This window comes from Mesorhizobium sp. WSM4823 (assembly GCF_055811195.1).
In genome coordinates, this window is record NZ_JBVVQL010000009.1 from 44,776 (window position 1) to 70,329 (window position 25,554).

The 25,554-nt window shown below is 62.3% G+C and carries 20 protein-coding genes; 14 read left to right on the forward strand and 6 right to left on the reverse strand.

All coding sequences use genetic code 11. The features are described 5' to 3' along the window. Positions 1-17 precede the first annotated feature (17 nt). The 3 genes from AC0L26_RS21570 to AC0L26_RS21580 form a co-directional block, all read right to left on the reverse strand. Complete coding sequence (locus AC0L26_RS21570) at positions 18-809, reverse strand: TIGR02186 family protein (protein WP_473634402.1); 792 nt, start codon at positions 807-809, stop codon at positions 18-20. Beyond that, positions 809-1,732, reverse strand: a complete 924-nt coding sequence (locus tag AC0L26_RS21575; protein WP_352933918.1) for a sulfite exporter TauE/SafE family protein — start codon at positions 1,730-1,732, stop codon at positions 809-811. The genes AC0L26_RS21570 and AC0L26_RS21575 overlap by 1 nt, the downstream gene beginning before the upstream one ends. Positions 1,733-1,923: 191 nt before the next feature. Further along, positions 1,924-5,865: a peptidoglycan-binding protein gene (locus tag AC0L26_RS21580; RefSeq protein WP_473634403.1), complete on the reverse strand. Its 3,942-nt coding sequence runs from the start codon at positions 5,863-5,865 to the stop codon at positions 1,924-1,926. A gap of 488 nt (positions 5,866-6,353) precedes the next feature. Between AC0L26_RS21580 and AC0L26_RS21585 the strand changes: the two genes are divergently transcribed. From AC0L26_RS21585 to AC0L26_RS21615, 7 genes are all read left to right on the forward strand, one after another. Beyond that, positions 6,354-6,815, forward strand: coding sequence for a MerR family transcriptional regulator (locus AC0L26_RS21585; protein ID WP_352934459.1), 462 nt, complete (start codon positions 6,354-6,356; stop codon positions 6,813-6,815). Positions 6,816-7,125: 310 nt separating this feature from the next. After that, positions 7,126-8,922, forward strand: a complete 1,797-nt coding sequence (locus AC0L26_RS21590) for an acyl-CoA dehydrogenase (RefSeq protein ID WP_473634404.1) — start codon at positions 7,126-7,128, stop codon at positions 8,920-8,922. 234 nt (positions 8,923-9,156) lie between these two features. Beyond that, on the forward strand, positions 9,157-10,326 hold the full coding sequence (locus AC0L26_RS21595; RefSeq protein ID WP_473634405.1) for an acyl-CoA dehydrogenase family protein: 1,170 nt from the start codon (positions 9,157-9,159) through the stop codon (positions 10,324-10,326). A 32-nt stretch (positions 10,327-10,358) separates the two neighbouring features. Next, a complete protein-coding gene (locus AC0L26_RS21600; RefSeq protein WP_473634406.1) occupies positions 10,359-11,567 on the forward strand; it encodes an acetyl-CoA C-acetyltransferase in 1,209 nt (402 codons plus the stop codon). Positions 11,568-11,581: 14 nt separating this feature from the next. After that, positions 11,582-13,801: a 3-hydroxyacyl-CoA dehydrogenase NAD-binding domain-containing protein gene (locus tag AC0L26_RS21605; RefSeq protein ID WP_473634407.1), complete on the forward strand. Its 2,220-nt coding sequence runs from the start codon at positions 11,582-11,584 to the stop codon at positions 13,799-13,801. Positions 13,802-13,882: 81 nt separating this feature from the next. Then, positions 13,883-14,533, forward strand: a complete 651-nt coding sequence (locus tag AC0L26_RS21610; RefSeq protein WP_352933900.1) for a S24 family peptidase — start codon at positions 13,883-13,885, stop codon at positions 14,531-14,533. Between the two features lie 9 nt (positions 14,534-14,542). Beyond that, positions 14,543-15,406 (forward strand): thermonuclease family protein, encoded by an 864-nt coding sequence (locus tag AC0L26_RS21615; RefSeq protein WP_473634408.1) that lies wholly within the window; start codon positions 14,543-14,545, stop codon positions 15,404-15,406. Here AC0L26_RS21615 and AC0L26_RS21620 read toward each other — a convergent pair. Beyond that, entirely contained in the window at positions 15,369-17,018 is a 1,650-nt protein-coding gene (locus tag AC0L26_RS21620) for a lysine--tRNA ligase (RefSeq protein ID WP_473634409.1), read from the reverse strand. The genes AC0L26_RS21615 and AC0L26_RS21620 overlap by 38 nt on opposite strands. Positions 17,019-17,191: 173 nt before the next feature. Here AC0L26_RS21620 and AC0L26_RS21625 point away from each other — a divergent pair, with 173 nt between their 5' ends. After that, the gene (locus AC0L26_RS21625; protein WP_473634410.1) at positions 17,192-17,602 is read left to right on the forward strand and encodes a tellurite resistance TerB family protein; all 411 of its coding nucleotides are present in this window, start codon (positions 17,192-17,194) and stop codon (positions 17,600-17,602) included. A gap of 88 nt (positions 17,603-17,690) precedes the next feature. On the opposite strand, the gene AC0L26_RS21630 is transcribed toward AC0L26_RS21625, so the two are convergent. Next, entirely contained in the window at positions 17,691-18,509 is an 819-nt protein-coding gene (locus AC0L26_RS21630; protein WP_473634525.1) for a transporter substrate-binding domain-containing protein, read from the reverse strand. A gap of 291 nt (positions 18,510-18,800) precedes the next feature. Here AC0L26_RS21630 and AC0L26_RS21635 point away from each other — a divergent pair, with 291 nt between their 5' ends. From AC0L26_RS21635 to AC0L26_RS21645, 3 genes are all read left to right on the forward strand, one after another. Further along, a complete protein-coding gene (locus AC0L26_RS21635; protein WP_352933889.1) occupies positions 18,801-19,532 on the forward strand; it encodes a helix-turn-helix transcriptional regulator in 732 nt (243 codons plus the stop codon). 97 nt (positions 19,533-19,629) lie between these two features. After that, positions 19,630-20,268, forward strand: a complete 639-nt coding sequence (locus AC0L26_RS21640) for an acyl-homoserine-lactone synthase (RefSeq protein WP_473634411.1) — start codon at positions 19,630-19,632, stop codon at positions 20,266-20,268. Positions 20,269-20,281: 13 nt separating this feature from the next. Beyond that, positions 20,282-21,031, forward strand: coding sequence for an enoyl-CoA hydratase-related protein (locus AC0L26_RS21645; RefSeq protein WP_473634412.1), 750 nt, complete (start codon positions 20,282-20,284; stop codon positions 21,029-21,031). Between the two features lie 69 nt (positions 21,032-21,100). Here the strand turns inward: AC0L26_RS21645 and ppk2 are convergent, their stop codons facing one another. Beyond that, complete coding sequence (gene ppk2, locus AC0L26_RS21650) at positions 21,101-22,009, reverse strand: polyphosphate kinase 2 (protein ID WP_473634413.1); 909 nt, start codon at positions 22,007-22,009, stop codon at positions 21,101-21,103. A gap of 222 nt (positions 22,010-22,231) precedes the next feature. Here ppk2 and AC0L26_RS21655 point away from each other — a divergent pair, with 222 nt between their 5' ends. The 3 genes from AC0L26_RS21655 to AC0L26_RS21665 all read left to right on the forward strand — a co-directional run bounded on the left by AC0L26_RS21655 (position 22,232) and on the right by AC0L26_RS21665 (position 25,458). Next, entirely contained in the window at positions 22,232-23,494 is a 1,263-nt protein-coding gene (locus tag AC0L26_RS21655) for an ATP-binding protein (RefSeq protein WP_473634414.1), read from the forward strand. 98 nt (positions 23,495-23,592) lie between these two features. After that, positions 23,593-24,318, forward strand: coding sequence for a phosphate signaling complex protein PhoU (gene phoU, locus AC0L26_RS21660; RefSeq protein WP_352934453.1), 726 nt, complete (start codon positions 23,593-23,595; stop codon positions 24,316-24,318). A gap of 132 nt (positions 24,319-24,450) precedes the next feature. Further along, positions 24,451-25,458: a magnesium and cobalt transport protein CorA gene (locus AC0L26_RS21665; protein WP_473634415.1), complete on the forward strand. Its 1,008-nt coding sequence runs from the start codon at positions 24,451-24,453 to the stop codon at positions 25,456-25,458. The last annotated feature ends 96 nt before the right edge of the window (positions 25,459-25,554 follow it).

A 25,554-nucleotide genomic window follows, 5' to 3' on the forward strand; every position in this document is an offset into this window, starting at 1 on the left:
CAACTTTTGGAAAGGATCTAATCTTTCCGGAAGACGAGCCTTCCGAGCCAGCCCGTCAGCATGGCCAGCGACACGGCGAATATGCCGTAAAGGAAAGAATAATCATGGGCGACGCGGAAGATCGATTGTTCGAAGCCGGATTTGCGGATTTCGAGCTGGGCGGAGCTTTCCTTGATGAACAGGCCGCTCTTGAACAGGAACGCGCGTGCCTTGTGGGTGCCGACCGGAACATTGGGGGCGAGTCTCACGGTGGCGCGGAACAGGTTCTGCGACAGGAACTGCACGCCGCCGACATTCTCGCTATAGAGCCCGGTCGCCGTTTTGCGCTCGCGCAGCGCTGCGGTGAATTCCTGGATCGTCGCCGGGCTGTCGCCATCGTCGGCCGGCTGCATGTAGAGGTTGGCGGCGCCGAGCGACAGTTGCTTGTAGCTGTTGGGGTCGGTGACGTCCTGCAGCGGGCGCGTCGTCGCCACCGAATACGACACCGGCACATTCTCGAAGGTCTCGGACTCCAGATTGATCCAGATGCCGAGCACCCGGTCCTTGCGGCGCACGACCACCGGTCGCGCCGGCCCTTCCAGCACGACGATGATGTCGTAGCGACCCTGGCGCGCCACACGTGGATCGGCATTTTCCAATGAGCCGAAGATGGTGAGGTCGGCACCGGAAAAGCCGGCGGTGATCGAGACGTGGTCGGTGGACAGGCCGATCTGGATATTTTCGATAGCCGGAGTCTGCGCTTTCCCCGGTGACGAGGCGACGAACAGAGACAGCGAGGCAACGGCCAAGAACGCCCTCAAGCCCGCCATCAGGTCAGATCCACGCCGGACAGGGAATAGACATTGGGCGGCGTCACGAACAGATCGATGGCAAGGCGGATGGCGACCGCCAGCACCAGCAGTGCCAGCAACGCCCTGAGCTGCTCGCCACGCAGCCTTTGACCGGCCTTGGCGCCGTATTGTGCGCCGGCGACGCCGCCCGCCATCAACAGGAAGGCGAGCATGACGTCGACCGTCTGGTTGGTCGTGGCATGGACCAGAGTGGTGTAGGCCGAGGTGAAGATGATCTGGAACAGCGAAGTGCCGATGACGACATTGGTCGGCACTTTCAAAAGATAGATCAGCGCCGGCACCATGATGAAGCCGCCGCCGACGCCCATGATCGACGACAGGAAGCCAATGCCGGCGCCTAGGCCGAGCACCGGGATGATGCTGACGAAGAGCTTCGAGGCCCTGAACCGCATCTTCAGCGGCAAGCGGTGGATCCAGTTGTGCTGGCCAGATTTCTTCAGCACCGGCGCCGCGCCGCTGCGGGTGGCGCGCAACGCATTGACGCTCTCGACCAGCATCAGCCCGCCGACGGTGCCAAGCAGCACGACATAGAGCAGCGAGATGAACAGATCGAGCTGGCCGAGCCGGCGCAAGAAGCCAAAGACAAAGATGCCTCCGGTTGAGCCGACGATGCCACCTGCCAAAAGCACACCGCCGAGCTTGAAGTCGAGCGTGCCGCGCTTCACGTGCGACAATGCGCCGGAGAAAGAGGAGGCGATAACCTGGTTGGCGCCGGTGGCGACCGCGATCGCCGGTGGTATGTTGTAGAAGATCAGCAGCGGCGTGATCAAGAAGCCGCCGCCCACTCCGAACATGCCCGACAGGAAGCCCACTGCCGCACCCATGGCCAGCAGCACGAAGATGTTGACGGAAATTTCCGCGATCGGGAGATAGATGCCCACCCGTCAGTCTCGATCAGTTTGCCTCTCGGCGAATGCAACCGTTGCGGGCATTTTGCGCCAAAAAGCTAAATTGTTCTTGCGCTGGCAGGACGGCGAAGTCAAACCCCGCCGTACAGCCGAAACAAAAAACAACTCAATCAGTTAACAGGCAAATGTGTGGCAAGGGCATCGTGTAAACGACGCATCTGCCGTTATTTGCGCGCAAGCAGCGCCTTGACCAGCTTTTCGTCAACCATACCGGTCGCCTTCATGTCGTTGTCGGTCTGGAAAGCCATGATGGCGTCCTTGGTTTTCTGACCCATCACGCCGTCGGCATTGCCGGCCTCATAGCCGTTCTTATTGAGAATACGTTGGATGTTTTGAACGGCCTTCTTCATGTCGACGCTGGCGGTCGTCTGCGGCGTGCCGTTCTGCCACGATTCGGGAATGTCGGCCGAATTGGCCGCAGGATCGAGCGGCTTTGCTTTCCACAGTTCGGTCGCGCCGCGCGCACGTTCGAGTTGATCGGGCCCGAGCGCCTTGGCGATCTCGTCACGCTTTGCCGCCGCATCCTTGTCGCCGGTCTTGGCGACGAGCGCGAACCATTTGTAGGATTCTTCGAGATTCTGCTTCATGCCGACGCCCTTCGCCGCCAGGATCCCGAGATTGAACTGGCTGTCCTTGACGCCGAGATCGGCGGCGGCCTGGAACCAGTGCGCGGCCGATTCATTGTCGGTCACGCCGTCCGCCGCCATGGCGAAGAGCACGGCGAGATTGTGCATGGCGCTGGCGTTGCCCTGCTCGGCGGCGAGCTGGTACCAGGTCTTCGCTTTCTTGACGTCGCGCGCGACGCCGATGCCCTTCTCATAGAAATTGCCGATGCGGTATTCCGCCGGTGCGAAGCCGAGTTCGGCTGATCTCTCGTACCATTTAGCAGCCGCTGCCATGTCTTGTTTGACGCCGCGCGATTCGGCGTAACGCGAGCCGATTTCGAACAGCGCCCTGGCGTCGCCGCCGGCCGCTGCGTCACGCAATGCAGCCGGACCGGCATCGGCTGAGATGTCGATCTTGGCAGTGGCCGCGGCCGTCGAAGCATCCGCGGGCGTGACCGTGCCGGTCATCTCCTGGGTCGCGGGCGTGGCAACCAGCGCTGTGGCCATTGGCGCGGTGTTTGAAGGCGCCGGGCCCCCAGGTGTCGATGCTGCTGCGTCTGCCGGATCGGGCGACGCCGCTGAAGCCATGGGCGCAGGAACAGGCTCGGTCTCGGATCCGGTGTCCATCGGCGTTTCGGCGCCCGACGGCGCGGCGAGGGCGGTCTGTGCCGGCATGTCGTCCTCGGTTGCCGATTCGGACGGCTCTGCCTGCCGGACGGCGCGGGCGGGCGCGCTGTCCGGCGCTGCAGTTTGCGGGTCCGTCCTTGGCTCGCTGGCGGTACCAGCCGACGCGGCTTGCGCTGGCTGTGCGGCGGCGGTCGACGCCGCATCGTTGCCGGCCACTTCGACGGGGTCAGAGAAAAAGGCCTTGCCCAGCTGCAGGCCGGCGAGCGCCAGCATGATTGCGGCGGCCGCCATCAAGATCGGCTTGCGCCGCGCCTTGAGCAGGTCGCCGATCCTGAGCGCCTTCACCGGGCCGCGCGTCGTCGACTGCCGCTTGAGAGCTTCGGCCTCGGCAGCGGCGGCTTGCGCCGCGCGTCTGGCTGCGGCGATGAAGTCGGATTTCGATGCATCGGCATTACCGACCCTGACCGGCGGTCCTCGTTCGTCGCGCACGCGTTTCATGATGGCGTTGAGGTCGGGTGGGCCGGATCCGGGCTCCAGCGGCCGGTTGGCAATCTTCGGATCCAGGGGTTCGTCGAGATCGGCACTCGGTATCTCGACTTCAGGCGCCGAGCCGGAAAGCGGTGGAACGTCTGCGTCTTTCTTGCCTTTGAAGGCGCGTGCCAATCCGCCGAGCATCGACTTCCGGCCGCCGGTCTGCTCACGTCTGTCCGTGATCGTGTCCGAGCCAAGCGCCGCCATTGCCGCGGCCGCAGCGGCTTCGGCCGGGGTGCGCGTGCCTGGTTCGCTACGCGAACCTGGCTCATCGCGCATGACGGCAGGTGCACGGCTGTCGAGGTCGGTCATGTCCCCGGTCAGCGGCAATGGCTGGTCGATGTCCATGGACGGCACGTCCCGAACGGCCATCTTTGACGATCGCGCGCCGCGCCAGCTGTCCGCTTCGGCCGGTTTCGTGCTGAGAAGTTCGCTCACCGCGTCGGTCGGTTCGCCGGTCTCCAGCGAACCCAGTCGGTCAACGATTTTGAGCAGCGTGTCGTGGATAGCCTCGAAGGTCCTCGAATTGCGCTCGTCGGAACGGCGAGTCAGGGCTTCGAGCGTCTTCAGATCCTGGGCGAGGCCAGAAACGGCCGTCGTGTTGGCACTGGAACCGGCCAGCGAACGCACAGCGCTCTCGGCTGCTTCGCGCGCCGCGCTGAGGATGGAATCGCGGGTGCCAGCCAGCGACTTTTCGATTTCGTTGAGACGCGGGCTGATGTCCTCGAATTCCGGCAGTGGCGTGCCGGGCTTCGAAAGATGCGCCGACAGACCCGCAACCTGCGCTTCCAGGCTGCGGATCAGGGCCGGGTCTATGCCAGCGACTTGTGCCGCGGATGAATCCAGCCGGCTTGAAATGTCTTCGAGCCGGCTTTCCAGGCCACGAATCGCTGCTTCGCCTGCGAGATCGGGAACGCGCGTCTCCATGCGCTTGGCCAGCGCATCGAAGCGGGCGTCGATGGCGTCCATGATGCCGGACCCTTCAATCTGCGGCATGCGCTGGTCCAGCCTGTCGGCGACTTCGTCGAGCCGGCGCTCGAGATCGCGAAACAGCATGTTGCCTTGTTCGATCGCGTCTCCCTGGCGGCGCTCCATCATGCCGGACAGGACATCAAAGCGCTGTTCCAGCCCCTGGAAGATGTAATCGGCGTCCGGCATGGCAGGCGCGCGGTCGATCTTGTCGGCGATGAGCGCGATCTGCCTGTCGAGACGCTCCATCGCCTGTTCCGGCAGATTGGCCCTGCCGGCGAGCTCGTCCACCCGGCTCGACAGCATATTGAGGCGGTCGATGACCTCGCCACTGGGGTGAACCTGCGTGACTTCCTCGATCTGTTGGGCAAGCGAGGCAATCCGCTTCTCGATGCGTTCAAAAAGTTCAGGATCGAATGAATTGGACTGCGCGGCGACCGTCGAGGCGACGATGGCGCGGGATATCTCGTCCAGCCGCTCGTCGATCATACCGAATGTGCCGCTGCCGCGGTTGTCCTGCTGCCTGGCGAAATGGTCGACGGCGCCGGCAAGCGTGCGGACCTTCTCTTCGAGCGACCGCAGCGACAGCGATTCCGGCAGATTGTTGACGGCATTGCTGATCTGTTCGAGCCGGTCGGTCAGCATCGCAAGGCCGGGTGCATCGGACCGCTTGCGCTGATCGGCATCGACACGATCCTCGAACGCGGTCCAGCGGCGGTCGAAATCGTCCCAGCGGCGGCCGACCGCCTGCACGCTCTCCTCGCGCGCCAGCGTGTCGAGCGCGGCCTTGACCTGCTCCAGCTCGAGCCGGAGCATGTTGACGCTTCTGTCGTCGCTCCTTTCGGCCAGAGTTTGGATGGCGCCGGAAAGCCGCTCGAATTCGACGGCCAGCTCGGCGCTGCCTTTGCCGCCGCCAGACTGGCCGCCCGGCTGAGCGCTTGCCTGGAAAGCCCGCTCGATGTCCCTGCGCAGCGCCTCGAATTCGCGCTGCAGGCCGGTGGTCATCTGGTGGCGCAGTTCCTCGCGCAGGCCGCGCAATTCGCCGGCGATCTTGCCGACCACGGCGACGCCGTCTTCTTGACCGCGCACGCGGTCGATGTCGCGGGCGATCGCCTGGTAATTCTGGTCGAAAGCGGCCGGCGCCGGACTTTTCGGCGGCTGCGCGGGGCGCGGATCATCATAGGGCCGGGCGGCAGCGTAGCGTGGCTCCGCGCCCGGCCGGCGCGGATCGGGACGCTCGCTCATGTCCTCGCGCGTCCGCTCCAGCCGCTCCTCCAGGGTTTCCAGGGAACGGTTGAGCTGTTCAAGCGTGGTGTGCGGCCTGCGCTGCCTGCCGGCGTTGAGTGTATCGAGATAGGACCGCTTGCTGTTCATCGATGCGCCCGTTCAGAATTACTGGCCCGTCTAATTTCTGGCTTATGACCAGTTTCCCAAGTCCTGCCGGTAACGAAGGCGGCCGCGGCTTTGCTGCGGTGGAAGGCGATCTTCCCGGGTTTCACCCGCGCTCCGAAAAACCGTGAAAAATTCGCTACAGGATAAACACGGGTCACCGACATGCGCACATTTCGCCCAACGTGGTAAACAACGCGTTAACCAAGCTTAAGAAGTTGCAACGTTGTGTTGGTGGACCCCTAAAGCGCCGAGCTGTTGCGCTGGCGGATGCGGCATAAGGTTCCGCCCACACAACACCCTTGCGTCGTGAGGCGGCTACCGATATAGAATTGACGTAAACGTAAAGGTGCACAGACCGTGCCGTTTGCGATTTGTTTGTTGAAACCACGACTGGAAGCACGCCCCCGCTTCCACTCAGGCGACGCTTGGTCCGGGACCGCGGCGCCACCAGACGGGGAAAGCCAGTGACCATGAAACTTGTTTCGCCCGGCGAAGCCGCGGCCAATACCAATGACATGTCTGATCAAGCCGGCGAGGATTTTGTCCGCATCGGCGAGATGGCCAAGAAATACGGAGTAACGCTGCGCACGCTGCGTTTCTACGAGGACAAGGGCCTCCTCAATCCGCAGCGCGACGGCTCGACCCGTCTTTACACGCGCCGCGACAAGGCGCGTCTGAAGCTGATCCTGCTCGGTCGCAAGGTCGGGTTTTCGCTGCGCGACGTCAAGCAGATGATGGATCTTTATGACCCGACCGGTTCCAACACCAAGCAGTTGCGGCTGGCGCTCGACAAGTCGGAGAAGCAGCTTGCCCGCTTGCAGAAGCAGCGGGCGTTGATCGATGACGCCATCAACGAGTTGAGCAACTCGATGGCGGCGGTGCGTCAGATGCTGAGCGAACGTTCCGCGCTCCAGGCCAGCGCCGCCAGATAGTTCGGCTTCGCCGGCTTCCGGTCAACGTCCTTCTGGCGAGTGAGAGCCGCGCGGCCTTGGCTGCGCGGCTGTTTCCGCTGTCTTCCCGCTGCGTTGGAAGAATACGTTCCAATCGTTGCCACTGGCTTCAATAGCGTAGCACCGCTACGCTCACGGGGCGAGACGCCAGGAAAATTTGCCGCAGCAAAGATTGACGTTTACGCAAACGTCAACTTTTGCTATTCCGAGCCGAGTAGTGCTCCGCATGCTGTCCCCGACATGATTTTTGGGGCCTGATTTCGGGGCCAAGGCCGCATGGTGGAGGAAACGCATGCCGATCTACAGGGCGCCGGTCCAGGACACGCTGTTCGTGCTGAACGAGGTGCTTGGGTACCAACGCTACTCTAATCTTTCCGGATTTTCCGACGCGACACCGGATGTGGTCGAGGCCATCCTCTCGGAGGGCGCCAAACTCGCCGAAAATGTCATGCAGCCGCTCAACCGCGTCGGCGACATGGAGGGTTGCGTGCGCCATGACGACGGTTCGGTGACGACGCCGAAAGGCTTCAAGGAAGCCTTCGACCAGTACCGCGAGGGCGGTTGGATGGGGTTGGCCGCACCGGTCGAATTTGGCGGCCAGGGCCTGCCTTACGCGGTGCACACGGCTGTTTCCGAATATATGATTTCGGCCAACATGTCGCTGATGATGTATCCCGGCCTGACGCAGGGCGCGATCGCAGCGATCATTACCCACGGCACCGACGAGCAGAAGGCGACATGGCTGCCAAAGTTGGTCGAAGGCGTCTGGACCGGCACCATGAACCTGACCGAACCGCATTGCGGTACCGATCTCGGTCTGCTGCGCACCAAGGCGGTTCCCAACGGCGACGGCACCTACAGGATTTCAGGCCAGAAGATATTCATCTCGGCCGGCGAGCACGACATGTCCGCCAACATCGTTCACCTGGTGCTGGCCCGCATCGAGGGCGCACCGGAAGGTGTGAAAGGCATCTCGTTGTTCATCGTGCCGAAATTCAAGCTCGATGCATCAGGCAATCCGGGTGAGAAGAACACCGTCTCCTGCGGCTCGATTGAAGAGAAGATGGGCATCCACGGTAATTCAACCTGCGTCATGAACTATGACGAGGCGCAAGGTGTGCTGCTCGGCCAGGCCAATGGCGGGCTGAAGGCCATGTTCACGATGATGAACGAGGCCCGGCTCGGCGTTGGCCTGCAAGGGCTTTCGCTGTCGGAGGTCGCCTATCAGAACGCTGTATCCTACGCCAAGGATCGCCTGCAGGGCCGCTCGCTGTCCGGGCCGAAGGCGCCGGACAAGAAAGCCGACCCGATCATCGTTCATCCCGACATCCGCCGCAGCCTGATGACGATGAAGGCCTTCAACGAGGCCGGTCGCGCCTTGGCGCTGTGGACGGCGATCAAGTCGGACATTGCCCACCGGTCAGACGACGACAACGAGCGCCAGGCTGCCGACGACTACACCGGCCTGATGACGCCGGTGGTCAAGGGCGTGCTCACCGACAAGGGCTTCGACCACGCTGTGATGGCGCAGCAAGTGTTCGGCGGCCACGGCTATATCGAAGAGCACGGCATGAGCCAATTCGTGCGCGATGCCCGAATCGCGATGATCTATGAAGGCGCCAACGGCATCCAGGCGCTCGACCTCGTCGGCCGCAAGCTCGGCCTGAATGGTGGTCGCGCCGTGCAGGCTTTCTTCAAGGAGGTCGGCGAATTCTGCGAGGAAAACCGCGCTGATGAGAAGATGGCGCCGTTCACCAAGGCGCTGAAGAAGGGTCTCAACGATCTGCAGGCGGCGACGATGTGGCTGATGCAGAACGGCATGGCCAAGCCCGACAACGCCGGTGCCGCCTCGACCGACTACATGCATCTCTTCGGCCTTGTGGCGCTGGGTTACATGTGGGCGCAGATGGCCAAGGCAGCCGGGGTGAAATTGGCGAATGGTGCCGATAGTTCTTCGGCCTTCTACGACAGCAAGCTGGTGACGGCGCGCTTCTTCATGGAGCGGATCATGCCGGAGACGTCGGCGCATCTCGCCCGCATCTCCAGCGGTGCCGATACGTTGATGGCACTGCCGGCGGAAGCGTTCTAAGTTCGACGTTCCTCTCCCCTTGAGGGGACCCGAAGGGCTGGGAGGGGGCCTGCGTGCAGTGCGCCAACCTCTATTCCGGTGACGTGCCTTGGGAGGAGAATGATCGCAAATGCCGTGGCATATGACACAGGTTGCAAAAGATAAGGCCGAGCACGTCACCGGCGCCCCCACCCGGCCGCTTCGCGGCCACCCTCCCCTCGAGGGGGAGGGGAACGTTGGCGCGGGAGGAATGGCATGACAAATCCTGCCGAAGTGCTTGCTTTGCCCAAACCCGCCTGGGCTGCGGACGAGGTCGGCATGCTCTACGACATGGCGCACCGCTTCATGTCGGAAGAGATCGCGCCGCGCTATGACGAGTTCGAGAAGAACGAGATGGTCGACCGCGAGTGCTGGCTAAAGGCGGGTGCGGCCGGCCTGCTCTGTGCATCGATGCCGGAGGAATATGGCGGTTCGGGCGGGACATTCGCGCATGAGAGCGCCATCATCGAGGCGATCGGCCATGTCGGCGTCGACGGTTTCGGCATCGGCCTGCACAATTCGATCGTCGCCCCATACATCCTCCACTACGGCTCGGAGGAGCAGAAGAAGAAGTGGCTGCCGAAACTGGCGACCGGCGAGCTGATCGGCGCCATCGCCATGACCGAGCCCGGCGCCGGCTCCGACCTGCAGGGCGTCAAGACGCGAGCCGAGAAGGATGGCAACCAGTACAAGGTCAACGGCTCGAAGACTTTCATCACCAACGGTCAGCTCGCCAACTTCATCATCGTCGTTACCAAGACCGACCCGGACAAGGGCGCCAAGGGCACTTCGCTGATCGTCGTCGAGACCGACGAGGTGGAAGGATTCGAGCGTGGCCGCAACCTCGACAAGATCGGGCTCAAGGCCAACGACACGTCGGAACTGTTCTTCAACGATGTGCGCGTGCCGACCTCCAATCTGCTCGGCCACGAGGAAGGCCAGGGCTTTGTTCAGCTGATGCAACAATTGCCACAGGAGCGGCTGCAGATCGGCACCGGCGCTATCGCGATGGTCGAGCGGGCGCTGGCGCTGACCATCGACTACGTCAAGGAGCGCAAGGCCTTCGGCAAGGCGATCATCGATTTCCAGAATACCCAGTTCAAGCTGGCCGAACTGAAGACCGAGGCGACCATCGGCCGCGTCTTCTACAATGACTGCGTCGCCCGCCACATCGATGGCGGCCTCGACCCGGTCACGGCCTCGATGGCCAAATACTGGCTTTCCGACCTGCAGGGAAAAGTCGTCGACGAATGCCTTCAATTGCATGGCGGCTATGGCTACATGAATGAGTACCCGATCGCCCGCATGTTCCGCGACGCCCGCGTCCAGCGCATCTACGGCGGCACCAACGAGATCATGAAATTGCTGATCGGGCGCTCTCTCTGAGCGACTTTTCAGCAAACCCAAGGAGCACGAAAATGGCCGAAGCTTACGTCTATGACGCCGTGCGCACGCCGCGCGGCAGGGGCAAGAAGGATGGCTCGCTGCACGAAGTGCCGGCGGTGCGGCTCGGCGCCAAGGTGCTCGAAGCGATCCGCGACCGCAACGGGCTGGATACCGGCTCCGTCGACGACATCATCTTCGGCTGCGTCGATCCGGTCGGCGAGGCCGGTTCTGTCATTCCGCGCGCTGCCGCCTTCGAGGCAGGCTATGCGACCACGGCGCCCGGCATGCAGATCTCGCGCTTCTGCGCCTCGGGCCTGGACGCGATCAATTTCGGCGCGGCCAAGATCGCGCAAGGCGCCGACGACATCGTGATTGCCGGCGGCGTCGAATCGATGTCGCGCGTCGGCATGGGCGCATCCGGTGGCGCCTGGTTCATGGACCCTTCGGTTGGCCTGCCGGGCTGGTTCGTGCCGCAAGGCATTTCGGCCGATCTGATCGCCACCAAATACGGCTTTTCGCGTGACGACGTCGACGCCTATGCGGTCGAGAGCCAGAAGCGTGCCGCCAAGGCCTGGGGCGAGGGCCGCTTCAAGAATTCGGTGATCTCGATCAAGGACCAGAACGGGCTGACCATCCTCGACCATGACGAGCACATGCGGCCTTCGACCGACATGCAGTCGCTGGCGGCACTCAACCCGTCCTTCGTCATGCCCGGCGAAATGGGCGGCTTCGATGCCGTCGCGGTGCAGAAGCACCCCGAGGTGGAGGAGGTCAATCACGTCCATCACGCCGGCAATTCGTCCGGCATCGTCGACGGGGCGGCGGCCGTTCTGCTCGGATCCAAGAAGGCTGGAAAGACGCTCGGCCTGAAGCCGCGCGCACGCATCCGCGCATTTGCCAATATCGGCTCGGAACCGGTGCTGATGCTGACCGGTCCGGTCGACGTGACCGAAAAACTGCTGAAGCGCGCCAAAATGAAGCTGTCGGACATCGATCTGTTCGAGCTTAATGAGGCTTTCGCCTCGGTGGTGCTGCGCTACATGCAGGCTTTCGACATTTCGCACGACAGGATCAACGTCAATGGCGGCGCCATCGCCATGGGCCATCCGCTCGGCGCCACCGGCGCGATGATCTTCGGCACGGTGCTGGACGAACTGGAGCGCCGGAACCTGAACACCGCGCTGGTCACGCTCTGCATCGGCGCCGGCATGGGTACCGCAACGATCATCGAACGCGTCTGACGGGAGAGAGACCGATGAGCTACACCAATTTCACCCTCGACACCGACGCAGACGGCATCGCGCTGATCACCTGGGATATGCCCGACCGGTCGATGAACGTCTTCACCGAAGACACGATGCTGGAACTGAACGCCATCGTCGACAAAGTGGCGAGCGACGCGGCGATAAAGGGGGCGGTCATCACCTCCGGCAAGGACACGTTTTCCGGCGGTGCCGACATCACCATGCTGCAGAAGATGCTGTCGAAGTTCGCAGCCGACAAAGCCAGGGATCTGGAAAAGGCGACCAAGGCGCTGTTCGATAATGCCGGCTATATGACCGGCCTGTTCCGCAAGCTGGAAACCTCAGGCAAGCCATGGGTGTCGGCGATCAACGGCACCTGCATGGGCGGCGCGTTCGAGCTGTCGCTCGCCTGCCACGGCCGTGTTGCGGCCGATTCCGACAAGGTGAGGATGGCGCTCCCCGAAGTGAAGATCGGCATCTTCCCGGGTGCCGGTGGCACCCAGCGCGTGCCGCGGCTGACCGACCAGCAGCAGGCGCTGCAGATGCTGACTTCCGGCCAGACGCTGTCGCCGCAAAAGGCCAAGTCGATGGGCTTGATCCACGAGATCGCCGAGCCGCAAAAGCTGGTCGAGACCGCCAAGGCCATGATCAAAAATGGCTTGAAGCCGGTGGCGCCGTGGGACGAGAAGGGCTTCAAGCTGCCCGGCGGCCCGATCTATTCGGTGGCCGGCGCCAATCTGTGGCCGCCGGCAATCGCCATCCTGCGTCGCGAGACCTATGGCAACTATCCTGCTGCCGCTGCCATCCTGAAATGCGTCTATGAAGGCCTGCTGGTGCCGTTCGACACCGCCTTGCGCATCGAGCAGCGTTATTTCACCGAAATCATGCAGACCAGGGAAGCGGCGGCGATGATCCGCTCGCTGTTCGTGTCGCTGCAGGAATTGAACAAGGGTGCCCGCCGCCCGGCCGGCGTGCCGGAAACCAAGTTCAAGAAGATCGGCGTGCTCGGCGCCGGCTTCATGGGCGCCGGCATCGCTTATGTCACGGCCAAGGCCGGCATTCCGGTGGTGCTGCTCGACCGCGATACGGAAGCTGCCGCCAAAGGCAAGGCGCATTCGGACAGCCTGATCTCGGATCAGGTCAGGAAAGGCCGCGCCAAGCCAGAGGACAAGGACAGACTTCTGTCGCTGATCACACCGACGGCCGACTACGCCGATCTTGCCGGCTGCGACCTTGTCGTCGAGGCGGTCTTCGAGGATTCGGGCGTCAAGAAGGACGCCACCGAAAAGGCAGAGGCCGCGCTGAAGCCGTCGGCGGTCTTTGCATCGAACACCTCCACCATCCCGATCACATCGCTAGCGAAGAATTCGGCGCGGCCGAAGAATTTCATCGGCATCCATTTCTTCTCTCCGGTCGACAAGATGATGCTGGTCGAGATCATTTTGGGCAAGAAGACCGGCGACAAGGCGCTGGCCACCGCGATCGACTTCGTACGCGCTATCAAGAAGACGCCGATCGTCGTCAACGACACGCGCGGTTTCTATGTCAACCGCTGCGTGCTGCGTTACATGTCGGAAGCCTACAAGATGTTGATCGAGGGCGTTCCGGCGCCGATGATCGAGAATGCGGCGAAGGCCGCCGGCATGCCGGTCGGTCCATTGGCGCTCACCGACGAAACGGCGATCGACCTTGCCCAGAAGATCATGAAGCAAACCATCAGGGATCTCGGCGACAAGGCGGTCGACCCGAAGCAGATGGCGCTGATCAACACGCTGGTCGATACGCATGGCCGTTTCGGCCGCAAGAACGGCAAGGGTTTCTACGACTATCCGCAAAAGCCTGCCAAGAAGAAGCTGTGGCCGGGGCTGAAGGATCTCTATCCGCAGTTGGCACCCGAAAAAGTCGACTACGAGGAACTGAAGCAGCGGCTCCTGGTCACCATCGCGCTGGAGGCGGCGCGGGTGATGGAGGAGGGCATCGTCACCGATCCGCGCGAAGCCGATGTCGGCTCGATCCTCGCCTTCGGCTTCGCGCCCTTCACCGGCGGCGTGCTGTCCTACATCGACGGCTTCGGTGCGAAGAAATTCGTCAAGATCGCCAAGGGTCTGCAGAAGAAGTACGGCGCCGAGTTCAAGGCGCCCAAGCTCCTGCTCGACATGGCGGAGAAGGGCGAGACTTTTTATCAGCGCTTCGATCCCTACGCGAAGGGCGAGGTGAAGAAGGCGGCATGACGCCTCCTTCGGTGGTGGACAAAATCACGGCCACCGGTTAGAACGGGAAGGTATTTTTTCCTGTTCTGAAGGAGAGCGAAAGTGCTCTCGCATGATCGCGTATGGGCCGCCATCGACGCTCTCGCCGAGCGCTATTCGCTCTCGGCCTCGGGGCTGGCGAAGCGCGCGGGCCTCGATTCGACTGCCTTCAACAAGTCGAAGCGGCTGTCCTCGGACGGGCGGCCGCGCTGGCCGTCGACCGAATCGCTGGCCAAGATCATCGAGGCGACGGGCGCCTCGCTCGACGAATTCACGGGACTGGTCGAGGGCCGGGGCAAGCCCGGGCTCGGATCCCTGCCCGCGCAGAGGTCTTCCGTGCCGCTGCTCGGCTTCGCCCAGGCCGGCGCCGGCGGCTTTTTCGACGATGCCGGCTTTCCGGCGGGGCAGGGCTGGGACCTGATCGAGCTTCCGGCACAGGCGACCGAAACCTCCTATGCGCTGCAGGTCCAGGGCGATTCCATGCTGCCACTCTACCGCGACGGCGACGTCCTGATCGTCGAGCCGGGCGCCGCCACCCGCAAGGGCGACCGGGTCGTCGTCAAGACCAATGCCGGCGAGGTGATGGCCAAGGTCCTGGACCGTCAGACGGCGAAGTCGATCATGCTGGTCTCGCTCAATCCTGATCACCCCGACCGCGACATCCCGATGCGCGATGTCGAATGGGTGGCGCGGATTGTCTGGGCAAGCCAGTAGGGGCGGCCGGTGCGTCCGCTCCACGCCGCCGCTGCGGTGTTGACGATACTGGCAATAGGGGCCGCGATCGTCACCGGTGGCCGCGCCGTAATGCGTGTCGAAAACGGCCGTGTCGCAGCTCGGCCGCAAGCCAGTATGGCGGCGCAATCAGAAGCGCCTGCTACATCAGCGATTCCCCGATCCGAGGTGGCAAGGCCGGAGGCGCATTCCAGGGCCATCGATCCCGAGGTCGTCGCGCCGCCGCAGCTTCAGGCCGAAGAGCTTGAGCGGGTCGAGCCCCGCGCGCCGCTGAGCGAGCTGGCGCTGGCCAGACCGCCCAAACCGCCGAAGCCGAAAATGCCCGACGACTGGAACGGGACGAAACTGTTTCAGCCGGTCGCGCCGGCCGCAGGAGTGATCGAGGCCAAGGGCTACTCGGTCGCGATTTCCGGTATCGAGATTGTCAGGCAGGACGAAACTTGCACCGACGGCGCCAAGTCCTGGACGTGCGGCACCCGGGCACGAACGGCGTTCCGTGCCTTCCTGCGCGGCCGCGCGGTGGTCTGCACAGTGCCGCCCGAGGGCGGCCGCGACCTGATCGCCGCAGAATGCCGCGTTGGCAACCAGGATGTCGGCCAGTGGTTGATCGAAAACGGCTGGGCACGCGCCGCCAATAACGGTCCTTACGTCGAGGCCGGCGAGAAGGCGCGTACGGCGAGGAAGGGCATTTTCGGGCCGGCGCCCAGCCTCTCCGGCCTGCCTCCGGCGCCAGCCCCCGTCGCGGCTACATCGCAGCCGGCGCAGCCGATTCTCGATCCATCGGCGACGACGGCCACACCGCCAACCGAGACGGCGGCTACGCCGCCAGCTGACCAGCCAGCGCCTTCTGAATGAGCGCCCGGGTTTCTGCGATGCCGTAGAGCGCGGCGAAGGAACCGAAGCGTGGACCGCGCTCCTGTCCGATCAGCACCTGATAGATCATCTGGAAGAAGGCGACGGAGACGCCGGGACCGCCTTCCGGGCTCTGCTTCGAATGGTCCTGATAGCGTTCGATTTTGCGCGCGACGTTGAGGGCGGCGTTCTGGATCACCTCGCCATCGGCGCCTGACGGCAATGCAGCGAGCGCTTCGGAGAGCTTCGTCAGCGCCTCGCGCTCGACCGCGTCGGCGGCGCGGTACACCTTGGCCGGTTTCACGAAATCGTCGAAATAACGGATCGCATATTCGGCCAGCCGGTCGAGCTCGGGATGGGTCCTTGGCGTGACGCCCGGTGCATGACGCGAAATGAACCCCCACAGCACGTCCTTGCTCTGCGCGTTCGAAGCGCTGACCAGATTGAGCAGCAGCGCGAACGACACGGGCAGGTCGACGGCAGGCGGGTTACCATCGTGCATATGCCAGACTGGATTGCCCAGCCGCTCCTTCCACTCCTGCCGGCGATAAGCGGACAGAAAGGCGTAATACTCGTCCACCGCCTTCGGAATGACGTCGAAATAGAGCTTCTTGGCCTGTCGCGGCCGTTGGTACATGTAGAGCCCGAGGCTTTCGGTCGGCGCGTAAGTCAGCCACTCGTCTATGCTCAGTCCGTTGCCCTTCGACTTCGAGATCTTCTGGCCGTTCTCGTCCAGGAATAGCTCATAGACAAAATGCTCCGGCGCCCGCCCACCCAGGATGTTGCAGATACGGTCGTAGATCACCGCATTCGTCTGGTGGTCCTTGCCGAACATTTCGAAATCGACGCCGAGCGCCGCCCAACGCATGCCGAAATCCGGCTTCCATTGCAGCTTCACCTTGCCGCCGGTTATGGGAAGCGTCGTCTCGGTACCGTCATCGTCGAAGGTGATGGTGCCGGCCTTGGCGTCGACATGCTTCATGGGAACGTAAAGCACGCGGCCGCTCTTGGGGGAAATCGGCAAGAACGGACTGTAGGTCGCCTGGCGCTCTTCGCCGAGCGTCGGCAGCATCACGTCCATGATTTTGTCGAAACGTTCGGCAGCACGCAGCAGGACTTCGTCGAAACGGCCAGCCTTGTAGTATTCCGTCGCGCTGGCGAACTCGTAGTCGAAGCCGAACGTGTCCAGGAAGCGGCAAAGCATTGCGTTGTTGTGGTCTGCGAAGCTGGCATAGTCGCCGCCGAAAGGGTTGGGGACTGACGAGAGCGGCTTGTGCAGGTGCGGCTCGAGTGCGGCGCGATCGGGGACGTTGTCCGGAATCTTGCGCATACCGTCCATGTCGTCGGAAAAGCACAAGATCTTGGTCTTGACCGTGTCCCCGGTAAGCACACGGAAGGCGTGGCGCACCATCGAGGTGCGTGCGACCTCGCCGAAAGTACCGATATGCGGCAGCCCCGACGGACCGTAGCCGGTCTCGAACAGTACGGTCTCGGGAAAGTCGGTGCCTTTGTAGCGCTCGACGATCTTCCGGGCTTCCTCGAACGGCCAGGCTTTGCTTTCAGCTGCTGCCGCAAGCACCTCGGGATTGAGATCGATGATGTTTGATCCCGCCATGTCACTGTTTTCCAAATCATTCGCCGGCATCGCCGCAAACAAGGGGGCCGGAACCAGGTTTTTTCAACCGGTCTCTAGGCGCGCCTGCCGTGGGCGTCAACGATCGCAGCTCTTTTTCCTTGCGGCGTCGATGCCTCGTTCCTAACTTCGGAGCCCGTTTGAGGAGTTTTCAGATGTCGTTGCCGCCGCATGAAGCCCTGATCTATCTGATGGTCATCACCTCCGCGTCCGATCGCGACATGACCGATGTCGAACTGGCGCGAATTGGCGACGTCGTTCGCTCGTGGCCGGTGTTCGAGGATTTCGACCACGACCGGCTGGTCGGCGTCGCCCAGGACTGCCAAAAGATGCTGCATGAAAAGGACGGGCTGGAAGGCGTTTTAGCGCGCGTCTCAGAGGCACTGCCCGAGCGGCTGCTTGACACCGCCTACGCCGCAGCTTTCGAGGTTGCTGCCGTCGACCTCGAAATGCGCTTGGAGGAGGTGAGGGTGCTACAGCTTATTCGTCGCCAGCTCGATCTCGACACGCTCACCGTTGCCGCCATCGCCCAGGCCGCCAAGGCTCGCCTTCGCACGCTGACCTGATCCGAGCCCCGAACGTTCAGAAAAAACCGAGTGGGCCGGATCAGAAAAAACTGACCGGGCCGGATCAGAAAAAACTGACCGGGCCGGATCAGAAAAAACTGACCGGGAAATAGCGCAGATAGAATTCGGCGAAGATGCCCTTCACCGAAATCTCTTGCAATGCGTAATCGAACGCCGCGGCCAACGCCGGATCGCCGGCCCTTGTGGCGATGGCCATGCCCGATCCCAGATATTCGGGCGCAAGATAGGGGCCGCCAGCAAAGCGGCAGCAGGCCGCGGCATCCGAACCGCCCAACCAGAAGGCGAAGCGCATGCCGTCGCCGAAAGCCGCATCGACCTTGCCGGCCTTGAGATCATCGTAGAGCTCTTCCGGCCGGTCGAAGGGGACGACCTGAACGCTGCCGAAATAATCGCGCAGCATCCGCTCATGCGCTGAGCCGGCGACCACGCCGACGCGTTTGCCGCGAAGTCTGTCGAGGATCGGTTCTGTGAGCGCTTTTGTCCTCTGCATGATGAAGCGCGCCGGAAACTGCAAGTAAGAGCGCGAGAAGGCATATTTCGACCGCGACTCCGGCGTGGCGGCGATGCCGGCAATGATCGCTTCGCCTTCGCCCTTCTGCAGTGCCCCTTCGAGCTCGGCCCAGGGCAGCGCCTGGATCTGGCATTTTTCCGCCACACCGAGTTCGGTGCAGATGGCGCGCGCCAGATCGACGTGGAAGCCGGACAAGCGGCCTGCGCCGTCGAGGAAATTGAAAGGCGGGAAATCGGTGGTGGTCAGGAATCTCAGACGCGGCAGCGCGGAAAGATCGGGCTTCGGCAGCCGCTCCTTGGCATCCCACAGCACCGGCACTTGCGGCTCCGCGGCATGCGCACCCGTGAGCCATTGTGCTCCCGTCATTGCCAGCATCAAGACGATGGATATCCACCGAATTACCACGATCGAGCTCCGTCCTGTCCTGTCCAATGTGGCTTTTGGTACGAAAATGACACAGGCACAACGGTTTTTGATTTCATCACGCCGATTTAGGGATATGCTTTGGCGAGCTTGCAAACATGTGTGGCGTCGGCTGGAAGGGCAGCTGCAAGGCGCTGTAAACAGAGGAGAGCAGGTTTGTAATCCGGGGTTGATGGCAAAGTGCAGGCCAAGCACTGGACCCGTTGATCTCAACGCGGAAGGCAACATGGGGTAGATGTTGCGATGGGCCACTTCGATAGAACACTGGAATTCATAGATCAGCTGCAGCACGCCAGTACGGCGGCGGCGGTCTGCGAGAAACTGCTTGGCATAACCTCGGAGTTCGGCCTGACGGCGCTGATGGCCGGGACGGTTCCGCAGCCAGGCACGCCGCGAGGCCAGCAAAAGAACCATGTGCTGCTTTGTGACTGGCCGGGAGAGTGGCTGGAGCGCTATGTGGCGCGCAACTATGTCGACCATGACCCCGTCGTCAGCCATATGAAGCAGCTCCAGGCGCCGTTCCAGTGGCGGGAAGCATCTCAGGGCATTCGCATCGACAAGAGCAGTGGCGAAGTCATGGGCGACGCCAGCGAATTCAAGCTGCGCGACGGCATGGCATTCCCGCTGGTCACGCTCGATGGTCAGATCGTCATGGTGTCGCTCGGCGGCGAGGCCGTGGAACTGTCGGAAGCCGAGTTCGGGCAGGTGTCGCTGGCGGCGACCTATGCGATCGGCCGCGCCATGCAACTCCATACGATGGCGGCCAAGACCATCGACCACGTCGAACTAACGCCGCGTGAGCGCGAATGCATGCAATGGGCCGCCGTCGGCAAGTCCGAATGGGAGATTTCACAGATTCTCGGCATTTCGGAACACACGTCAGAGAAACACCTTCTTAACGCCAAAAGCAAACTCGGCGCCGTCAACCGAGTGCAGGCGGTCGCGGAAGCGATAAGGCGCGGCTATATTAGCTAGGTCGGCCGCGCCGGCCTAGAAATTCTTGCCTACGTGATCGCGTAATTTTCTGAGGAAAGCCCGGCCGTATCTTCCTATTGAACCCAGGAGACGGCAGATGCTTTTTTCCCTTACCACACAGGAACTTATGGAACGCCCCGACCTTTGGGAGGCCGTTCATCGTTTGCGCTACAAGATTTTCGTCGAGGAAATGGGGTGGACCGACCTGCAACGTCCCGACGGCCTTGAGGTCGATCAGTTCGATCACGACGAGGCGGTGCATCAGCTCGTCATCCGCAACGGCGAACTTGCCGGCTATCAGCGGATGTTGCCGACAACGCGGGCGCATCTTCTGACCGAGGTGCTGGCGGACCTCTATGAAGGGACGCCGCCGTCCGGGCCGAGCGTCTGGGAACTGACCCGCTATGCTGTGGCCCCGGGCTTTCGTGACGGCAAGCGCGGCGTATCGACGGTCGGCACCGAGCTCATTGCCGGCTTCGTCGAGTGGGGGCTGAAACGCAACGTCAATCAGGTGATCATCGAGTTCGAGCCGATGTGGGTCCTGCGGGCGCTGCAATTGCACTTCCTGGCGAAGCCGCTTGGCTACCAGCGCACTTATGGCAACCAGCAGGTCGTCGCCACGCTGCTCACCTTCAACGAACATACGCTTGAGGTCGTGCGTTCGCGTCGTAGTCATTTCGCGCCGGTGCTGGCCAGGGGGTATCCCGACAGGCTCGGACTGAGGCAGGCCTCGTGAGATGGAGACGGCCATGAACGTCCACACGCAAACAGAGTTCCGCAACCATACGCTGATCGTCACGGTGTCGTCGGATGACGGCCGGCCGGTCTTGGACAGGCGAGCCTATGAAAGCCTGGCCAAGACCTTCCATGAAGCCGCGGTCGACGATGACGTACGCGTCGTGGTGCTGCGCGGCCTCGCCGGCTGCTTCTGCCTCGGGGGCGACTTCTCCGAGTTCCTCGATGCCACCAAGCATCAACGGTTGATCGCCGCCGTCACCGACATGTTCCGCACGTTGGCGACGTTCCCCAAACCGGTCCTTGCCTGTGTCGATGGCGACGCCGTCGGCGTCGGCTGCACCATCCTGTTCCATTGCGATATGGTGATCGCATCTGATGAAAGCACGTTTCGGGTGCCGTTCGTCGATTTCGGCCTCGTGCCGGACGCGGCGACCAGCATCCTGGCGCCGCAGAAACTCGGTTATGCCGGCGCTTTCCGTTTCTTCTGCCTGGGCGACACGCTCAGTGCCGAGGACGCCAGGATGCTTGGGCTGGTCACGGAGATCGTTGTGGACGGCAGCGTCGAGGAAGCTGCGCTTGGCAGAGCCAGGCAACTCGCCAAGAAGCCGGTCGCCGCACTGCTGCAGACGCGCGACCTGCTCAAGGGCGACACAGGCGCGCTTTGCGATCGCATCGACCAGGAGATTTCGCTGTTTCAGCAGGCGTTGCAGGACGACACCACACTGCGGCGGCTGCAGCGGATTGCCCGGCTGGCGGCGTGACAAGTCATTCGGGAGAATGACAAGGCTATCCGTAATCGTGCCGCGCGTCCTTGAGGCGCGCGGCAGTGCTCAGGCCCCTGTTCCCAGGAACGAAGGTCCTTCCCCGATGATCTTCTTGTCTTCTTTGCCGATGGCGTCGAGATCGCGCCCCTCATAGGGCAGCGACAGCAGAATCCGCCGGATGACGGCAAGTCGCGCGCGCCGCTTGTCATTGGCCCGCACGATAATCCAGGGCGCAAATTCCTGGTGCGTGCGTTCGAACATCAGATCGCGCGCCTTGGTGTAGTCGTCCCATTTGGCGATGCCGGCAATGTCGATCGGCGAGAATTTCCAGCTTTTCAAAGGACTCCAACGGCGATCGTGAAACCGCTCAAGCTGTGTTTCCCGACCGATGTTCAGCCAGAATTTGAAGAAATAAATGCCTTCGTTGCAGATCATCCGTTCAAAATTCGGCGTCTCGTCCAGGAACTTCTGATGCTGCTCCGGCGTGCAGAAGCCCATGACCGGCTCGACGCCGGCACGATTGTACCAGGAGCGATCGAAGGTGACGAACTCGCCGGATGTCGGAAACTGCGCGACATAGCGCTGGAAATACCACTGTCCGAGTTCGGTAGGCGTCGGCTTGGTCAGCGCGACGTTGCGCGCTGTCCGGGGATTCAGGTATTGGCGCAGCACGAAAATCGTACCGCCCTTGCCGGCGGCATCGCGTCCCTCGAACAGCGACATCACCCGCTTGCCGGTCGATTGCAGCCATGCCTGCGCCTTGACCAGCTCGATCTGCAGCCGTTCGAGCGTCTCGTCATACTCGTCGCTTTTCATTTTCTTGTCGTGGGGATAGCCGCCGGCGGTCAGCTTGTTGTCCTCGACCCAATCCGGAAGCTCGGGATTCTCGATGTCGAACTCGAACTCCTTGCCGTCGATCCGTATCTTCAGCGGACCAGCAACGGGCGCGGCGGCATTTTCCTTGGGATTTTTCATCGAGACGAACCTTTCCAGCTTCCGAACTCATGCTATTGGGAGCCTTACTGCATCAGCCCGAAAATCGGAATCGATTTTCGGTAAGAACGATGCAGCGGACCAAAGCTGGCAGAGCGTTCTTGTGCGTCCGATTGGACGCACGGCACCCTAATGCCGGTCCAGCGGCAACTTTCCAACCGGCCGGCCGGTTGAGGCGGAGGCACGGCGCGCGAATGGCTGACAATGGCTGACATGGGCGCAGAACAGCGAAGCACGGCTCAAGCCATTGCCGTCCGGCTGTGGAACAGCCGCTGGCTGCTGGCGGCCGGCATCGTCGCGGTCTTGACGGTTCATATTTTCGCATCCGGCTACGTGGTGATACTGGCATGTGCCGGGTTGCTGCTTGTCGCCGCGATGCTGCCAGCCGGAGCTCCGCACCAGTCCGCCGAGGATGCCGCGGCGATAGAGACGAGCGGGCTGCAACACCTGTCGGGAGAATATCTCGCGGCGGCCGTTGCCGATCCTCTGATCATTTTCGATCGCGCCGCCACGATCGTCCATGCCAACGCCGCCGCCTTCGCCGCCTTCGGCGGCATCGCACCGGGCATGTCACTGTCGCTGAAGTTCCGCGCGCCAGAGATGCACGCCTTGCTAGACAGCATTTTAACGGGGGTCGCCGCTTCGGACGTCGTCGACTATACCGAAAAGCTGCCGGTCGAACGTGCCTATCGGGTGAGCGCGTCCTCGGTCGGCCATGGCACCGACCTCTATGTTCTGGTCTTCAAGGACCAGAGTGAGGCGCGCCGGATCGACCGGATGCGCGCCGACTTCATCGCCAATGCAAGCCACGAACTGCGCACTCCGCTCGCCTCGATCTCCGGCTTTATCGAGACGTTGCGCGGCCCGGCCCGCAACGACCCGGCGGCACGCGAGCAGTTCCTGCAGATCATGCAGAACCAGACCGGTCGCATGGCGCGGCTGATCGACGACCTGTTGTCTCTGTCGCGACTGGAGATGAAACCCTATCTGAAACCGGGAACCGAGGTCGACCTCCGCCAGACCCTCGACAGCGTCATCGATTCGCTCGGGCCGCTTGCCAGGGAGAACGGCATCGCCATCGAGCGGGAGTTCGCGGAAGGGCCGCTCGATGTGCCCGGAGATCGCGACGAACTTTTCCAGGTCTTCGAAAATCTGCTGGAAAACGCTTGCAAATATGGACAGTCGGGTGGGCGTGTCGTGGTGACGATTGCTCACAATGATGCCGGCCCCGAGCCGGGCATCGACGTCACTGTCAGAGACTTCGGTCCGGGTATTCCCGAGGAGCACATTCCGCGCATCACCGAGCGCTTCTACCGTGTCGATGTCGAGAACAGCAGGACCCAGAAAGGCACCGGCCTCGGCCTGTCCATCGTCAAGCATATCCTGACACGTCACAACGCCAGACTCTCGATCAAGTCGGAGGTGGGCAAGGGTGCTGTCTTCTCGGTTCATTTGCCGGCACACTAGCGCTGCGCTACGTATCAACGGGCTTTTTCTTTTTTCTGTCATCCGGCTAGCGTATCAGCGGGGATTCGAGCAAACGACTCACTATGGAAGGCATTTCCATGCAGTCCGTGCACATCGTCAGCGCCTATGACGAGGAGCTGAAATATCTGTCGAAGCGCATCGCCGCGATGGGCGGGCATGCCGAACGCATGGTCGAACAAGCGATCGCGGCCCTGGTCAATGCCGACCCCGGCCTTGCCCAAAAGGTGATCCGCGACGATCTCGTTCTGGACGAAGGCCAGCGCGAGATCGACGACAAGGCGATCGTCATCATCGCCAAGCGTCAGCCGATGGCGACGGATCTGCGTGAGATCGTCGGCGCGATCCGCATCTCGGCGGACCTCGAACGGGTTGGTGATCTCGGCAAGAATGTCGCCAAGCGCGTGGTTGCCGTCACAGAAGGGCGCCAGCCGACCAGCCTGTTCCGTGGCATCGAGGCCTTGGCCGACCTGGCGTTGACGCAGCTCAAGGAAGTGCTCGACGTCTACGCATCGCGCTCGGTGGAAAAGATCGGCTTCGTGCGTGACCGCGACGACCAGATCGACGCGGTGTACACGTCGCTGTTTCGCGAGTTGCTGACCTACATGATGGAAGATCCGCGCAACATCACGCCTTGTACGCACCTGCTATTTTGCGCCAAGAACATCGAACGGATCGGCGACCACGCCACCAACATCGCCGAGACGATCTATTACATCGTCACCGGCGACCAGATGCCGGCCGAGCGGCCAAAGGGCGACAAGACGGACAAGATTGTTCTTCCGGCAGCGCTACCCGCTAAGTAAACGGCCAGAGCGAGAAGATCCCGTCTGAACTCATCTCGCTCTGCCTCTCGAACGCTTCATGAAACTGCGCTAAACTATCCGGACGTAAGCTTCTCAGTTCCGCGATGAAGGCCACGCTTTCAGGAGGCTGCGATGGAATATGTTCGGGAGTTCATGCCTGCGCCGCCGCCGACCAGCATCATCGCTTCCGGCGTCTACACGGCCGGCCGGCGTATCGCCGACATTCCGATCGAGGAAGCTGGCGAATGGGCCAAGAAGCCAGACCATGTCGTCTGGATCGGCCTGCTGGAGCCCGACCGCAATCTGTTGCTTCGCGTCCAGGCGCAATTCCATCTGCATGATCTGGCGATCGAGGACGCAGAGCATCCGCATCAGCGGCCCAAGATCGAGCAATATGGCGACGCCTTGTTCATCGTTGCCCGCACGGCTCAATTGATCGACGGTCGTGTCACCTTCGGCGAAACCCATCTGTTCGTCGGTGCCGGCTACATCGTCAGCGTCAGGCACGGTCCATCAACCTCTTATGCCGCGGTTCGTCAGCACTGGGAAAGTTGCCCGCATTCGCTGGCCAAGGGCGAGGATTTCGTCCTCTATGCCATTCTCGATTTCATCGTCGATAACTACATGCCGGTGCTCGAGCAGATCGAGGATGAGGTCGAGGCGATCGAGGACAAGGTTCTGCTGAAACCTATGGCCGGCTCCGACATAGAACGGCTTTACATGTTGCGCCGCGACCTGTTGCGCCTGCGCAATGCGGCACTGCCGCTGGTGGAAGTCTGCCGCCGGCTGACCAGCGCCGACCTGCCGCAGATCCATGCGGCTATGCACCCTCTGTTCCGCGACGTCACCGACCACATCCGCACCGTCCAGGAGAAGATCGACAGCTTACGGGAGGTGCTCGCATTTGCCTTCGAGGCGAGCCTCCTGGTTGGCCAGAGCCAGGAAACGGCGATCACCAAGAAGCTCGCCTCATGGGCTGCAATCCTGGCGGTGCCGACGGCGCTCGCAGGCATCTACGGCATGAACTTCAACGACATGCCGGAACTTAGGATGGAATATGGCTACCCGGTCGTTCTGGGAGCGATTATTTTGGTCTGCTCAGTTCTCTACTGGCGTTTCCGCAAGAGCGGCTGGCTGTGAAGAGAGCGAATAGCGAATAGTGAATAGAAACAGCTTTGGCCTTTGCAGAAAGGTGCAAGGTCTTTCTTGCCCTATTCGCTACTCCCTATTCGCCAT